Raw genomic sequence first — 13,170 nt, 5'->3', positions numbered from 1 at the left:
CGATCCCGATCCGCCGTCGGCATCACGGTCGGTTCGATGGCTGCCACGGCCGGTCAGGCGCGAGGCGGAGTCTCAGGGTCGGTGCCCGAGTCCTTCACCGTCGTCGGCTCCGCGGGAGCCGACTCGGCACGAACCGCGTCTTCTTCCTTCATGGCCTTCATCTCACCCTTGAAGACGCGGGCCGACTGGCCCATGCTCTTCGCGAGGGCCGGCAGCTTGGCAGCACCGAAGAGGAGGAGGATAACGGCCAGCACGATGAGCAGGTGCCAGCCTTGCATTCCAGCGAACATATCGACAATCCCGTCGTAGGGGGGCTTTCCGCCCCAGTCTACAGATCAATCCTCGGCCGCAGGCCGGTGGTAGAGCGCGAGTCCGGCGGCAGCCCACTCCCGGGTGGCGGTCCGCGCGATCCCCGGATCCGTGACCTCCATCGCACCGCCGAAACGGGCCGCGAGCCGTTTGATGCCGCGGGGGTCCGCGAGGTGCAGCTGCGTCGTCACCATCCCGTCGCCCGCGCGGAGCGTCTCCGTGGGCACGAAACCGCTGAGCAGCGGAGCGAGGCGCTCCGGGACGCGGACGGTGACCTCGCGCTCCTCCTCCAGCCCGGCGAACGCCTCCGGCACCCGGTCGCCGCCGTGCGTGCTGGGGATGTCGGTCAGGGTCGGTGCGCTGACACGATCGAGATGGAACGTGCGCATCGCCTCGCGCATGTGGCACCAGCCCTGCAGGTACCACTGTCCGTTGGTGATGAGGATCTGCACGGGATCCACGGTCCGGGTCGTCGGGGCGGCGTCGGGAGCCTGGTAGGTGAACGAGACCGCCACGCCCTTCTGCAGGCCGCGGGAGACGACCTCGCGCACCTCGTCCACCGCGGTCGGGGCGACGACGACGTCGGCCGGGGCGTCAGCGGCTCCCCGCGAGAGCTTGGAGATGAGCCCGGCCACGAGGCCGGAGTCGGACACGGCGGGCACGGCGGCGACCATCTGCAGGCCCGCGAGCAGGGCCGCAGCCTCACGCGCCGTGAAACGCGGCACTCGACGCAGGGCCACGTCGTTCGTGATCTCGATGACGTCCTCGAGGTCGAGGAGATCCCAGTTGATGTCGAACATCTCCTGCGGCTGCTGCCAGTAGCCCGCCTCGCCGGGAAGGCCGATGACGGTCAGCTTCTCGACCATCGCCCGCATCTCCCGCGGGGTCACCCCGAACTCCTCGGCGGCCTCGGCGAGTGAGACCTGCCCGTGCTCGAGCAGATACGGGACGAGCGTCAGGTAGAGACGCACGCGCTCCGCGGCGAGGAGAGGCTTGGGCGCGGCACTCATGCCGACACCTCCGTATCGATGTGGGCCTGGACCACCGCGCGCAGACGGCTGATCACTGCGTCCCTGAGCGGTGCGGGCTCCACGACGCGGACCTCGGGTCCATAGGACGCCAGCTCGTCCGCCAGGATGTGCAGATCGACGAAGGGCACACGGATGCCTTGGGCGGCGGGTGTCGCACGCCGGCCCAGGCGCAGTGCGGCTTCGGTACCGGGGGTCACCTCCAGCAGCGCTGAGTTCTCGGCGGCGACACGTTCGAGGCCGCTCAGCGCCCGATCCCCCGCGCCCTCCCGCAACGCCGCGTCGAACGTGGTCGCACTCACGACGACGTCACCGACGATGCGGCTGAGCAGGAACGTCCGGTCCTCTTCGATGTCGACGTCTACGCCGTAGACATGCCAGCGCGCTTCATAGTCCACCAACGCGAGCGGACGGATGCGTCGGCGCCGGGGAGCGTCCTCCCCCGGCTTCAGATAGTCGAAGGAGACCACCCTGCGGCGTTCGATCGCGTCCTGCAAAGGCGCGAAAGCAGCGTCGCGTGCGGTGATCCGCGGCGCGAAGCCGATGATCGGCTCATCGCCGTCGATGCCCAGGGCGCGGATCTTCCGGACGCCGGACTGCGCGTCTCCCGAGACGGATTCCGCGCTCCAGACGCTACCGGCGAGGCGGAGCACGGCAAGCTCCGCCGGAGAGAACTCGATGTCTCCTGGCAGGTCGTATTCCGCTTGCGGAATGCGGTATCGGGCCTCCCGCAGGTCGTTCGGGTCGGCGGCGTCGCCGATCGTCTCGATCGGGACGCCGAGCGCGCGCAGCTCGTCCTTGTCCCGCTCGAACATCTTCTCCAGAGCATCCGAACGCGTCCCTGCATCGGCGCGTTGGCGATAGCCGGAGACGTTGTCGAGGATCTGCTGCTTGGTGAGCCCGATCTCCGTCGCCATCAGCGCCACGACGAGGTTCGTCAGGCGCTCTTCGGCAGGGATCCGGGCAGCCATCAGGGTGCGGAGACCGGGGACACGCCGAGGATGTCGACCACGACGGCCATCGCGGCGGAACTCTCGGTCTTCGGCAGGACGACGAGGACCTGGGAGCCGACCGGCTTCCCGACCAACGCGTCGGCCACCGGGGCGGCGATCTGTCGGATGCTGTCGGTGGCGGACTGTCCCCACGTGCTCTGCAGGACGGACTTGTCGTCCCAGCTCACCGCGGTGAAGTGGACGAGTGGCGTCTGCTCGTCGGTCAGCTTCTCGCCGTCTCCGCGGATCAGTGTCTGGACGACCTGCTCCTCCGGGGCAGCGCTGTCGGGGATGATGATGCCCGGGGTGCCGTCGTCGGCGCGCACCACGGTCGGCATGCCCTGCGCGTCATTGAACTGCAGCGTGCCCTCGGCCTTCGGGAGGAAGGCGTCGACGACATCGATCACGAACACCGCGATGTCGTCCTCCCCCATGCCGAAGCCACCGAGGTTCGCCTCGCCGAAGTCCTCCGGAGTCAGACCCGCGACGATGCGCGTGCCACCCGTCGCGCACTCCAGGACATCGGCGAGCCCAGGAGACTGCGTTGCCCAGGAGCCGATCGTCGACGGGCGAGTGTTCCCCTCGTCGTACGTCGTCTGGAAGATCTGCTCGCCCGTCGCGCCGTTGTAGATCGAGATCTGCGCGATGAGCGGCTGGGCGTCATCCACGAGGGCACGCCCGTCCCCCGTGACCGCGTCGGCGAAGGACGTCTCCGTGAGACGCACCGGTGCGAAGATCTCCACCTCGGGCTCGGAGCCGACCTCGCCGCTGACCGTGACGGCGCTGTCGATGCCGTTGGCGTGTCCGTCGCGATCGCATGTGGCATCGGCGGACGAAGAGGTCACGCTGCACCCCGTCAGGGCGAGGGCGGCGAGGCTGAGGGAGGCCAGAACGGCGGACGTTTTACGCACGCGCTCCAGTCTATTCCGTCGGGTGCTCGGATTCGCGCGATGCAGCCGCCAACCGCGCGCCCTCGGCGGCTTTCCCTGCTTCGCGGGCGCGTTTGCGGAGGTTCTTGTCCGTGATCTCGCGATCGCCCACCGCGCCCGGGGTCCACAGCTCCACATCCTCGTCGCTGTAGCTGCTCTTCGAGGCCCGACGCTTCACAGACGGGGCCACGGCGCCCGGGGCGAGCCTGCGGGCCGTGAGGAGGAATCCGGTGTGGGCGACCATGCGGTGGTCCGGTCGGACAGCCAGCCCCTCCACGTGCCACCCGCGGACCATGGTCTCCGACGCCTCGGGGTCGGTGAAGAGCCCGGTGCCGCGGATGAACTCGGCGACGCGGGAGAGCTGCGTGGCGGTGGCGATGTAGCAGAGCACGACACCGCCGGGGGTCAGCGCCTCCGCCACCGCCTCGATGCACTCCCAGGGCGCGAGCATGTCGAGCACCACCCGGTCGACGGTGCCGGGCTCGACTTCCGCGGGCAGCGCGGCGACGAGGTCACCGACGACGACGCGCCAGGATTCGGGGCGCTCCCCGAAGAACGTCTCGACGTTCGCCTGCGCCACCTCCGCGAAGTCCTCGCGGCGCTCGAAGGAGAGCAGGCGCCCCGTGGAGCCCACAGCCCTGAGGAGCGAGAGCGACAGAGCACCGGACCCGACGCCGGCCTCGACGACGGTGGCACCGGGGAAGATGTCGGCCTGCATGACGATCTGCGCCGCGTCCTTCGGGTAGACGATCGCGGCACCGCGCGGCATCGACATCGCGAAGTCCCGCAGCAGCGGCCGCAGCGCCAGGTACTCGTGCCCGGAGCTGTTCGCCACGACCGAGCCATCGGGGAGCCCGATGAGGTCTCGGTGCCGGAGGACGCCGTGGTGGGTGTGCAGCTCGCCGTCTTCGCGGAGCGTCACAGTGTGCAGGCGACCCTTCGGGCCGGTGAGCTGCACGCGGTCGCCCTCACGGAAGGGGCCGCTGGGGCGCGGGGCGGACGTGGTCGTCATCGGGTGGCCTCCGTGATCGCGGCGCGGGAGCCGAAGAGCTCCACGAGGTCGGCGGCACCGCGGCCGTCGAGGGTCGGCCACAGCTCGTGGGCGCCGAGGCCGTCGAGCGGGACGATGTGGGGCACGCCGAGCGTCAGCGCTCCGGAGGCGAGGCCCGCGCGGAGACCGGTCGGGGAATCCTCGATGACCACGACCTCGGCGATGTCCACATCGAGGAGCGCCGCGGCCTGGAGGTAGGGCTCCGGGTGCGGCTTGGGGTTGTCGACGTCGTCTCCGGCGACGACGATGTCGAACGCCTCGAACTCGATCAGCCCGACCACGTCGAGAGCCATCCGGCGCAGCGACATCGTCACCAGTCCGGTCGGGATCCCGGCGGCGCGGAGGTCGCGGAGAAGCTCCTGAGCGCCCGGTCGGAAGGGCACACCCCGGGTCCGCAGCGACTCCTGCACCGCACTCGTGAGGTGCGAGACGATCGCCTCGGGAGCCATGTCGACCCCCGCGCGCTGGAGGATGATCGCGCTGTCGATGAGGCCGCTGCCCACGAGCTGCAAGGCGTCCTCATGGGACCAGGTGCCACCGAACGACTCCACCAGAGCAGTCTCGGCCGCCATCCAGTACGGCTCGGTGTCGACGAGTGTTCCATCCATGTCCCAGAGGACCGCGCGGGGCTTGTTGCTCACTGAACCCATGCTAGCCGGGCCCGCCCACATCCCCTCGTCGCGGGCTAGCCTGGGGGGATCGAATCCTCGACCGCGAAGGGAGCACGGCATGGACGTTCTCGGTTCACGTATCATCATCGCCGCCTTCGACGGCTGGAATGACGCCGGCGAGGCCGCGACGGGAGCCGTCGGCGCCCTGCAGGCGGCCGGCGGCTACGACCTCGTGCATTCGGTCGATCCGGAGCTCTACTTCGACTACCAGTACACGAGACCGGCGACGCGGCTCGACGCAGAGGGACGTCGTCAGATGACCTGGCCGGAGGCCGGACTGTGGCGCCCGCGAGACCCGGGCCCCGGCCCGGAGTTCTGGCTCCTCACCGGCGCCGAGCCCGCGCGCACCTGGCAGGCGTTCGCGTCCGAGTTCATCGATGTCGCGCTGCGCGACGACATCACCGGGTTCGTGACCCTCGGCGCGATGCTCTCCGACGTCCCGCACACCCGCCCGATCTCGATCTTCGCGTCGAGCCAGAACGAACAGGTCCGGGAGGCCCACGCCCTGGAGCGTTCGGTGTACGAGGGCCCCGTCGGCATCCTCACCGTGCTGGAGCACTTCGCTGAGAACGCGGGTATCCCCTCCGTGAGCCTCTGGGCCAGCGTCCCGCACTACGTGGCCTCGGCAGCGCCGTCGCCGAAGGTCACCCTGGCCCTCCTCGACCGTCTCGAGGAGCTGACCGGGGTGGACGTGGACCGCCGGCACCTGCGCACCGAGGCCGCGGCATGGGAGGCGTCGATCGATGCCGCCGCGTCCGAGGACGAGGACATGGCGGAGTACATCCGGCAGCTGGAGCGCACCCGGGACACGTGGGACTCCCCCGACGCGTCCGGGGACGCGATCGCCCAGGCCTTCGAGCGCTATCTGCGTCGCCGCGACGACGGCCGCGGTGACCGCAAGCGCTGATCAAGCGGACGCAGGGATGACACCCATCGCGAGCAGCACGAGCAGCACGCCACCGAGCAGGATCCGGTAGATCACGAACGGCAGGAAGCTGCGCTTCGAGATCCAGTTCATGAAGAACGCGATCACGCCGAGTGCGACGACGAAGGCGACGCCCGTCGCGGCCACCGTGTCGCCGAGCGAGAAGAAGGACGGCTCGCCCCAGCTCTTGAACAGCTGGTAGAAGCCGCTGCCGAACACCGCCGGGATCGCCAGCAGGAAGGCGTAGCGGGCGGCGGCGGCGCGCTCATAGCCGAGGAAGAGACCCATGGTGATCGTGCCACCGGATCGCGAGACACCGGGGATGAGGGCGAGCGCCTGCGCGAGACCGAAGGCGATGCCGTGCGGGTAGGTCAGGTCGTCGAGCGTGCGCCGCTTGGCACCGACGTGGTCGGCGATGCCCAGGAGGATGCCGAACACGATGAGCATGATCGCCACGATCCAGAGCGACCGGAAGACGGTCTCGATCTGGTCCTGGAACAGGAGCCCGAGCAGCACGATCGGGATGCTGCCGATGATGATGAGCCAGCCCATGCGCGCGTCCGGATCGTTCCGCGGCACCTTGCCGGCGAGGGATCGGAACCACTGGGAGATGATGCGGACGATGTCCCGCCAGAAGAACACGACGACCGCGGCCTCGGTGCCGATCTGCGTGATGGCGGTGAACGCCGCGCCCGGATCCTCTCCGGACGGTAGGAACGTCCCGACGACACGCAGATGGGCGCTGGAGGAGATCGGCAGGAACTCGGTGAGACCCTGGACGATTCCCAGGATCAGTGCTTCGAGCAGGTGCATGGAGAGGCCTTCGTCTTTCGGGACGGCACGGAGCGCGTGGAGACCGCTCAGTACGTGCGCAGCAGATCGGCCAGCACCCGCTGACCGAAGACAAGTGAGTCTACGGGCACGCGCTCGTCGACTCCGTGGAACATCCCGGTGAAGTCGAGATCGGCGGGGAGACGCAGCGGGGCGAAGCCGTAGCCGGTGATGCCGAGAGTGGCCAGCGCCTTGTTGTCCGTTCCGGCTCCCAGAAGGTACGGGATGACCGGTACTCCGGGGTCGTGCCGACCCAGGGCTGCCACCATCGCGTCGACGAGCTCTCCCTCGAACGGCGTCTCCATGCCGATGTCGCGCACCACGGTCTCGATCCGGATGTCGTCGCCCACGATGCGCTGGAGCTCGGCGAGCACGTCGTCCTCGGTGCCGGGGATCACCCGGACGTCGATCAGCGCCTCGGCGCGCTCCGGGATGACGTTGTGCTTGTAGCCGGCGGTGAGGGCCGTCGGGTTGGTCGTCGTGCGGAACGTCGACCGCAGGAAGGCCTCAGCCGGGCCGGCCGCGGCGGCGAGGGCGTCGGGGTCGTCGGCGCTCCGGCCGCTCAGCGCGCTCAGGCCCTCGAGCAGCGCCTCCGTCGTCGGCGTGAGCCGGACCGGCCACCGCGTGCGGCCGATGGCGGCGACGGCCTCGGCGAGCTTCGTGACGGCGTTGTCCTCGTGCAGGCGGCTGCCGTGCCCCGCCCGGCCGGTGGCGACGAGGCGGATCCAGATCAGCGCCTTCTCCCCCACCTGCAGCAGGTACGCCCGACGGTCGTCGACCGAGATGGAGTAGCCGCCGACCTCGCTGATCGCGGCCGTCGCCCCGGCGAACCACTCCGGCCGGTCCTTCACGACGAGCGCGGAGCCCTCGACCCCGCCGTTCTCCTCGTCGGCGAAGAACGCCAGGACGAGGTCGCGCTCCGGCTGCTCCCCCGCGCGCAGGATGTCGGCCACGGCGGTGAGGATCATCGCGTCCATGTTCTTCATGTCCACGGAGCCCCGGCCCCACAGCATGCCGTCCTGCACGGTGCCGGCGAACGGGTCCACCGTCCAGTCCTCGGCGACCGCGGGCACGACATCCAGATGGCCGTGCACGACGAGGGCCGGCTTGGAGCGATCACGGCCGGGGACCCGCGCCATGACGTTCGTCCGCCGCGGGATGGGCTCGTAGTACTCGACCTCGAGCCCCAGCTCCTCCAGATACGCGCCGACGTACTCGGCCGCCTCCCGCTCCCCTTTCGCGTTGCCGCCGCCGTAGTTGGAGGTGTCGAAGCGGATGAGGTCGCTCGCGACGCGGGCGACCTCCGGCAGGGAGGATTCGGTCATGGACTCAGGCTATCGAAACCGCGTGCCACGCCCGGGCGTCACGCTCGGTTCGAGACGCCTCCGAGAACGTGCTAATCTCATTCTTCGGTCGGCAACGATCAAATCCAACACCTGCGCGGGTGGCGGAATGGTAGACGCGCTAGCTTGAGGTGCTAGTGCCCGATAGGGCGTGGGGGTTCAAGTCCCCCTCCGCGCACAGAGAGCGAAGGCCCCGGATCCACGGATCCGGGGCCTTCGTCGTTCCCGCTGCGGTCACGGTGATCCGGTGCGGTCCCGCGCGAGGCGGGACCGCACCGCCGTCACACCGCGCCGACGCCGAAGAGCAGACCCAGCGCGTAGGTCACCGCCGCCGCGCCGAAGCCGATCGCGAGCTGCCGAAGGGCCCGCCGGAGCGGCGGTCCTCCGGAGAGCACGCCGACCATCGCACCGGTGCTGAGCAGCGCGATGCCGACGAGCACGAGCGCGAGCACGATCGCCGCGGTGCCCTCCATGCCGAAGATCCAGGGCAGGACGGGGATGATCGCGCCGGAGGCGAAGAGGAGGAAGCTGGAGATGGCCGCCGTCCAGTCGCTGCCGACGACCTCGTGCGCGTCCCCGCCCTGGACGGCCACCGGCCCCGTGGCTGCCCGGCGGACGCCCTCCTGGGCGGCCTGCACGATGCGGCGGGCCCTGGCGAGGGATTCACCGTGGTCCATGCCGCGGGCGCGGTACACGAGCGCGAGCTCGTTCTCGTCGATGTCGAGGTCGGCCGCGGCCGCCGCGGCGTCCTCGTTCGCCTCGGTGGCGGTGAGGAGTTCCCGCTGTGATCGCACCGACACGAACTCCCCGGCTCCCATGGACAGCGCGCCCGCGAGGAGACCCGCGATACCGCTGAACAGCACGAAGCCGGAGCTCACGCCGGTGGCGCCGATCCCGAGTACCAGGGCGAGGTTGCTGACGAGACCGTCGTTCGCCCCGAAGACGGCCGCGCGGAAGGAGCCCGAGAGGCGCCGACGGCCCCGCGCGGCGAGGCCGCGGACGACCTCGTGGTGGACCTTCTCGTCGGCGCGCATGGCCGGGGTGGCCCAGCGCTCGGCGTCGTACGGGGAGCGGGCCTCGGCACTCTGGGCGAGGGCGAGGACGAAGATCGAGCCGAAGCGCCCGGCCATCCACCCCAGGAAGCGGGAACGGATTCCCGCCCGCGGCAGGCGCGTCGGTTCGCCGCCCAGAAGGTCGAGCCAGTGCTTCTCGTGCCGGCGCTCGGCCTCGGCGAGCCCGAGCAGGATCGCCCGCTCCTCCCCCGACCGGCGGGCCGCGAGGCGCTGATAGACGGCGCCCTCGGCGCGCTCCTCGACGAGATAGCGAGCCCAGCGCCGTCGATCGGCGGCCGTGGAATCGGCTGCGGCAGGGGCTGTCATGGAACCTCCAGGTGTCACGGTGCCCGGCGTCCGGGCAACCGTTCCACGCTATCCGCGGGGTGTCGCGAAGGCCGCGTCCTGGCCCGGATTGCCAGCATTTCGGGGATCCGAAGCGGCGCCGAGGCCGCCATCAGGAGCGGACGCGTTTGCGCAGTACCTCGATGCGGGACTGCAGCTGCGTCACGGTCGCCTGCGCCACCGCCGGGCCGCCGCAGATACGACGGAGTTCGGCGTGGACGGCACCGTGCGGCTGGCCCGACTGCCGCGCGTAGAGGCCCACCAAGCTGTTCAGGAGCTGGCGCTGCTCGCGCAGGGTGCGGTGCAGCGGTGCGGGCAGCGTCGTGGTCTGCGTCGGCTCGGCCTGGGCCTCCCGGACCTCGCGATGCCGGGACTGGCGGGCCTGCCGCTGCATGAGGAGCTCGTGCACATGCTCGGGTTCGAGCAGGCCGGGGAAGCCGATGAACTCCTCCTCCTCAGGCGTGTTCGGCTCGGCGAGCTGACCGAACTCCTTGCCGTCGAACACCATGCGGTCGAAGTGCGCGACGGAGGAGATCGCCTGGTAGCTGAACTCCTGGGTCAGGGCGTCGGAGGCCTCGTCCTCGCGGTTCGCGCTCTCCAGCAGCGAGTCGTCGAGGCCATCGTCGTCCTTGGACTGCCGGTCGAGCGCGTGGTCGCGCTGCTTCTCCATCTCGTTCGCGAGCTTCATCAGCACGGGGACGTGCGGGAGGAAGACGCTCGCCGCCTCTCCGCGACGGCGGGCGCGCACGAAGCGGCCGATCGCCTGGGCGAAGAACAGCGGGGTGGACGACGACGTCGCGTAGACGCCGACGGCGAGCCGCGGCACGTCGACGCCCTCCGACACCATGCGCACCGCGACCATCCACCGGGCGGTGCCCTCGGAGAACTTCTCGATCCGCTCGGACGCGGTGGCGTCATCGGAGAGCACGATCGTCGGCTGCTCGCGCGTGATGCTGTGCAGGATGTTGGCGTAGGCCCGGGCGACGGTCTGATCCGTGGCCAGCACGAGTCCGCCGGCGTCGGGGATGTGATGCCGGATCTCGGTGAGGCGGCGGTCGGCGGCGGAGAGCACGGCCGGCATCCAGTCGCCCTCGGGGTCGAGGGCCGTGCGCCATGCCTGCGATGTGACGTCCTTCGTGTTGTCCTGCCCGAGGTGGGTCTCGAGCTCGTCGCCGGCGCTCGTGCGCCAGCGCATCTTCCCCGCGTACATGTGGAAGAGCACGGGACGGACGACGCCGTCGGCGAGAGCGCGGCCGTAGCCGTAGGCGTAGTCGGTGCTGGAGACCCGCGCCCCCGTCTCGTCCGGGAGGTACTCCACGAACGGGATCGGCGCCGTATCGCTCCGGAACGGGGTCCCGGAGAGCAGCAGTCGGCGCTTCGCCGGCCCGTAGGCATCCCGGATCGCGTCGCCCCAGCTCAGGGCGTCGCCGCCGTGGTGCACCTCATCGAGGATGACCAGGGTCTTCGCGTCCTCGGTGAGGTGGCGATGCACCGACGACTTCGCGGCGACCTGGGCATACGTCACCACGACCCCGTGATAGTGCCGTGCCGGAGCCCAGTCGCTGTTGCGGAAGCGCGGGTCGAGACGGATGTGCACGCGCGCGGCGGCATCGGCCCACTGCGTCTTCAGGTGCTCCGTGGGGGCCACGACGATGACGCGGTTCACCTCCCCCATGCGCATGAGCTCGACCGCGAGGGTGAGCGCGAACGTGGTCTTGCCGGCGCCCGGTGTGGCGGCCACGAGGAAGTCACGCTGGTCGGCCTGGAAGTACGCGTCCAGAGCCTCCTGCTGCCATGCCCGCAGCTTGTTCGCCGTTCCCCACGGGGCGCGCTGAGGGAAGGACGGAGAGAGCATCGACTCCACGATAATCGCTCCCACCGACACCGGGGCATCCGCCGCGACGCCGCGCGCGTCCCCCTTCCTGAGCGCCGGCACGGGTAGGCTCGGTCACTGCGCGGCGGTCACCATCGTGCGCGCACGCCTTCGCGAAGGAGAGCCGGATGAGCGATCAGGAATCGACCAGGACCCCGTACGTCGCGAACGAGACCCCGCACCCCTGGCGCCGGTTCGTCGCGATCGGCGACTCGTTCACCGAGGGCATCGGAGACCCGGACCCGGCGGCCCCCGGGGGTCACCGCGGCTGGGCCGATCGCGTCGCCGAGGTGCTCGCCCAGCAGGTCGACGATTTCGCCTATGCCAACCTCGCCGTCCGAGGGAAGCTCATCGCGCAGATCGTCGCCGATCAGGTGGAGCCCGCCGTCGCGCTGCACCCCGACCTCATCTCGATCTGCGCCGGCGGCAACGACGTCATCCGCCCCGGCACCGACCCGGACGCCATCGCCGCACAGCTGGAGGACGCGGTGGCGCGCCTGTCGTCCACCGGCGCGGCCGTGGTCGTGTTCACCGGCATCGACACGGGGTTCACGCCGGTGTTCCGTCCCTTCCGCGGCAAAGTCGCGATCTACAACGAGAACGTCCGCGCGATCGCGGAGCGCCACGACTGCATCGTCGCGGACCAGTGGGCACTGAAGGTCGTGCAGGATGCGCGATTCTTCGACGACGATCGCCTGCACTACAACGCGCTCGGCCACCACGAGGTCGCGCGGATGGTGCTCCGCGCCCTCAACGTTCCGAACGACCTCGAGGCCATGCAGCCCGAGCCGCTGCCGCTGCGGACCTGGCGTGCCGCCCGCAGCGAAGACCTCGGCTGGGCGAGGGAGCACCTCGTGCCCTGGGTGCTCCGCCGGCTGCGCCACCAGTCGTCCGGCGACCACATCGCTGCCAAGCGCCCCGAGCCCTCCCCGGTCATCCTCCCCGGCAAGGAGTGACGCGCACTCTCACTCCACGGGAGCGAGTGCCCACAGCGCGACGGCGGCGGCCGAGGCGACATTGAGCGAATCCACGCCGCCGGCCATCGGGATCGTCACCACCGTGTCCGCACTGTCGAGGGCGGTCCGCGTGAGACCGTCTCCCTCCGCGCCGAAGAGCAGCGCCACCTTCTCCGGCCGCTGTGCCGCATACAGCCGGAGATCCACGGCTGTGTCGCTGAGTGCGAGGGCGGCGATGTCGAAGCCCTGCTCACGAAGATCCGAGACCGCCGAGGACCACTCGTCGATCCGGGTCCAGGGCACCTGGAACACCGTGCCCATGCTCACCCGGACGCTGCGACGGTAGAGCGGGTCGGCGCAGCGCGCCGACACGAGCACCGCATCCGCCCCCAACCCGGCGGCGGCACGGAAGGCCGCACCGACGTTGGTGTGATCGCCGAGGTCCTCCAGGACCAGCACCAGCCGTGCGTCGCGCACCACGTCCGCGACCGGCGCCAGAGCCGGGCGGTGCATCGCGGCGAGGGCCCCTCGGTGCACCTGATAGCCGGTGACCTGTTCCGCGACCTCGTCCGGGACCACGAGCACCGGGACGGCGCGGTCCCCCAGGATGCGCCGTACCTCGTCGACGCGCCGGGCCGAGACCAGCACCGATCGGGGTTCGTGCCCGGCGGCCAGCGCACGCTCGATCACCTTGGCGGTCTCGGCGATGTAGAGTCCCTCCGCGGGCTCGCGGACGGCGCGGAGGGCGGTGTCGGTGAGGCCGCGGTAGTCGTCCAGCCGCGGGTCGTCGATGTCGGTCACATGCTCGAGGTCCACCGCTCCACTCTGCCATCCCGGTTCTCGCCCACCCCACGCCCCGTAGACT

General features: G+C 70.4%; 13 protein-coding genes and 1 tRNA gene. 3 read left to right on the top strand and 11 right to left on the bottom strand.

All coding sequences use genetic code 11. The features are described 5' to 3' along the window. Positions 1 to 53: 53 nt before the first annotated feature. The 6 genes from tatA to KZC57_RS01680 are packed head-to-tail and all read right to left on the bottom strand — an operon-like array spanning position 54 to position 4,950. Positions 54 to 290 carry a twin-arginine translocase TatA/TatE family subunit gene (gene tatA / locus KZC57_RS01705; RefSeq protein ID WP_025103438.1) on the bottom strand — a complete coding sequence of 79 codons (237 nt, stop codon included), beginning with the start codon at positions 288 to 290 and terminating at the stop codon, positions 54 to 56. A 45-nt stretch (positions 291 to 335) separates the two neighbouring features. Continuing rightward, on the bottom strand, positions 336 to 1,319 hold the full coding sequence (locus KZC57_RS01700; protein ID WP_217584934.1) for a YafY family protein: 984 nt from the start codon (positions 1,317 to 1,319) through the stop codon (positions 336 to 338). Next, complete coding sequence (locus KZC57_RS01695) at positions 1,316 to 2,308, bottom strand: YafY family protein (RefSeq protein ID WP_105949822.1); 993 nt, start codon at positions 2,306 to 2,308, stop codon at positions 1,316 to 1,318. The genes KZC57_RS01700 and KZC57_RS01695 overlap by 4 nt, the downstream gene beginning before the upstream one ends. Then, the gene (locus KZC57_RS01690; RefSeq protein WP_247640908.1) at positions 2,308 to 3,240 is read right to left on the bottom strand and encodes a hypothetical protein; all 933 of its coding nucleotides are present in this window, start codon (positions 3,238 to 3,240) and stop codon (positions 2,308 to 2,310) included. The genes KZC57_RS01695 and KZC57_RS01690 overlap by 1 nt, the downstream gene beginning before the upstream one ends. Before the next feature lie 10 nt (positions 3,241 to 3,250). Next, positions 3,251 to 4,270 (bottom strand): tRNA (adenine-N1)-methyltransferase, encoded by a 1,020-nt coding sequence (locus KZC57_RS01685; protein WP_217584937.1) that lies wholly within the window; start codon positions 4,268 to 4,270, stop codon positions 3,251 to 3,253. Continuing rightward, a complete protein-coding gene (locus KZC57_RS01680; RefSeq protein WP_374206592.1) occupies positions 4,267 to 4,950 on the bottom strand; it encodes an HAD family hydrolase in 684 nt (227 codons plus the stop codon). The genes KZC57_RS01685 and KZC57_RS01680 overlap by 4 nt, the downstream gene beginning before the upstream one ends. Positions 4,951 to 5,038: 88 nt before the next feature. On the opposite strand from KZC57_RS01680, the gene KZC57_RS01675 reads away from it, so the two are divergent. Beyond that, entirely contained in the window at positions 5,039 to 5,887 is an 849-nt protein-coding gene (locus KZC57_RS01675) for a PAC2 family protein (protein WP_060922601.1), read from the top strand. On the opposite strand, the gene KZC57_RS01670 is transcribed toward KZC57_RS01675, so the two are convergent. Both KZC57_RS01670 and KZC57_RS01665 read right to left on the bottom strand, forming a co-directional pair. Beyond that, positions 5,888 to 6,718, bottom strand: coding sequence for an undecaprenyl-diphosphate phosphatase (locus tag KZC57_RS01670; protein ID WP_060922602.1), 831 nt, complete (start codon positions 6,716 to 6,718; stop codon positions 5,888 to 5,890). It abuts the gene before it with no gap. Positions 6,719 to 6,765: 47 nt separating this feature from the next. Continuing rightward, positions 6,766 to 8,061, bottom strand: coding sequence for a M20/M25/M40 family metallo-hydrolase (locus tag KZC57_RS01665; RefSeq protein ID WP_060922603.1), 1,296 nt, complete (start codon positions 8,059 to 8,061; stop codon positions 6,766 to 6,768). Positions 8,062 to 8,174: 113 nt separating this feature from the next. Between KZC57_RS01665 and KZC57_RS01660 the strand changes: the two genes are divergently transcribed. After that, a tRNA-Leu gene (locus KZC57_RS01660) sits at positions 8,175 to 8,257 on the top strand. A gap of 103 nt (positions 8,258 to 8,360) precedes the next feature. Here the strand turns inward: KZC57_RS01660 and KZC57_RS01655 are convergent. Both KZC57_RS01655 and KZC57_RS01650 read right to left on the bottom strand, forming a co-directional pair. Then, positions 8,361 to 9,458, bottom strand: coding sequence for a VIT1/CCC1 family protein (locus KZC57_RS01655; RefSeq protein ID WP_060922604.1), 1,098 nt, complete (start codon positions 9,456 to 9,458; stop codon positions 8,361 to 8,363). A 130-nt stretch (positions 9,459 to 9,588) separates the two neighbouring features. Then, on the bottom strand, positions 9,589 to 11,331 hold the full coding sequence (locus tag KZC57_RS01650; RefSeq protein ID WP_060922613.1) for a DEAD/DEAH box helicase: 1,743 nt from the start codon (positions 11,329 to 11,331) through the stop codon (positions 9,589 to 9,591). A gap of 146 nt (positions 11,332 to 11,477) precedes the next feature. Here KZC57_RS01650 and KZC57_RS01645 point away from each other — a divergent pair, with 146 nt between their 5' ends. Next, positions 11,478 to 12,305 (top strand): SGNH/GDSL hydrolase family protein, encoded by an 828-nt coding sequence (locus KZC57_RS01645; RefSeq protein ID WP_247640907.1) that lies wholly within the window; start codon positions 11,478 to 11,480, stop codon positions 12,303 to 12,305. A 9-nt stretch (positions 12,306 to 12,314) separates the two neighbouring features. Here KZC57_RS01645 and KZC57_RS01640 read toward each other — a convergent pair whose 3' ends face one another. Then, positions 12,315 to 13,121, bottom strand: a complete 807-nt coding sequence (locus KZC57_RS01640; protein ID WP_247640906.1) for an RNA methyltransferase — start codon at positions 13,119 to 13,121, stop codon at positions 12,315 to 12,317. Positions 13,122 to 13,170: the final 49 nt, after the last annotated feature.

Origin of the sequence: Microbacterium sp. KSW4-4 (genome assembly GCF_023091185.1) — a bacterium.
Classification (GTDB): Bacteria; Actinomycetota; Actinomycetes; order Actinomycetales; family Microbacteriaceae; genus Microbacterium; species Microbacterium paraoxydans.
Note: the sequence above shows the minus strand (reverse complement) of the source record. Positions and strands in the feature narration are given on the sequence as shown.

What these genes read in the sequence shown, in the direction of transcription:
- tatA (WP_025103438.1), bottom strand. Translation starts at nt 290, where the DNA reads ATGTTCGCTGGAATGCAAGGCTGGCACCTGCTCATCGTGCTGGCCGTT.
- KZC57_RS01700 (WP_217584934.1), bottom strand. Translation starts at nt 1,319, where the DNA reads ATGAGTGCCGCGCCCAAGCCTCTCCTCGCCGCGGAGCGCGTGCGTCTC.
- KZC57_RS01695 (WP_105949822.1), bottom strand. Translation starts at nt 2,308, where the DNA reads ATGGCTGCCCGGATCCCTGCCGAAGAGCGCCTGACGAACCTCGTCGTG.
- KZC57_RS01685 (WP_217584937.1), bottom strand. Translation starts at nt 4,270, where the DNA reads ATGACGACCACGTCCGCCCCGCGCCCCAGCGGCCCCTTCCGTGAGGGC.
- KZC57_RS01675 (WP_060922601.1), top strand. Translation starts at nt 5,039, where the DNA reads ATGGACGTTCTCGGTTCACGTATCATCATCGCCGCCTTCGACGGCTGG.
- KZC57_RS01670 (WP_060922602.1), bottom strand. Translation starts at nt 6,718, where the DNA reads ATGCACCTGCTCGAAGCACTGATCCTGGGAATCGTCCAGGGTCTCACC.
- KZC57_RS01665 (WP_060922603.1), bottom strand. Translation starts at nt 8,061, where the DNA reads ATGACCGAATCCTCCCTGCCGGAGGTCGCCCGCGTCGCGAGCGACCTC.
- KZC57_RS01655 (WP_060922604.1), bottom strand. Translation starts at nt 9,458, where the DNA reads ATGACAGCCCCTGCCGCAGCCGATTCCACGGCCGCCGATCGACGGCGC.
- KZC57_RS01650 (WP_060922613.1), bottom strand. Translation starts at nt 11,331, where the DNA reads ATGCTCTCTCCGTCCTTCCCTCAGCGCGCCCCGTGGGGAACGGCGAAC.
- KZC57_RS01645 (WP_247640907.1), top strand. Translation starts at nt 11,478, where the DNA reads ATGAGCGATCAGGAATCGACCAGGACCCCGTACGTCGCGAACGAGACC.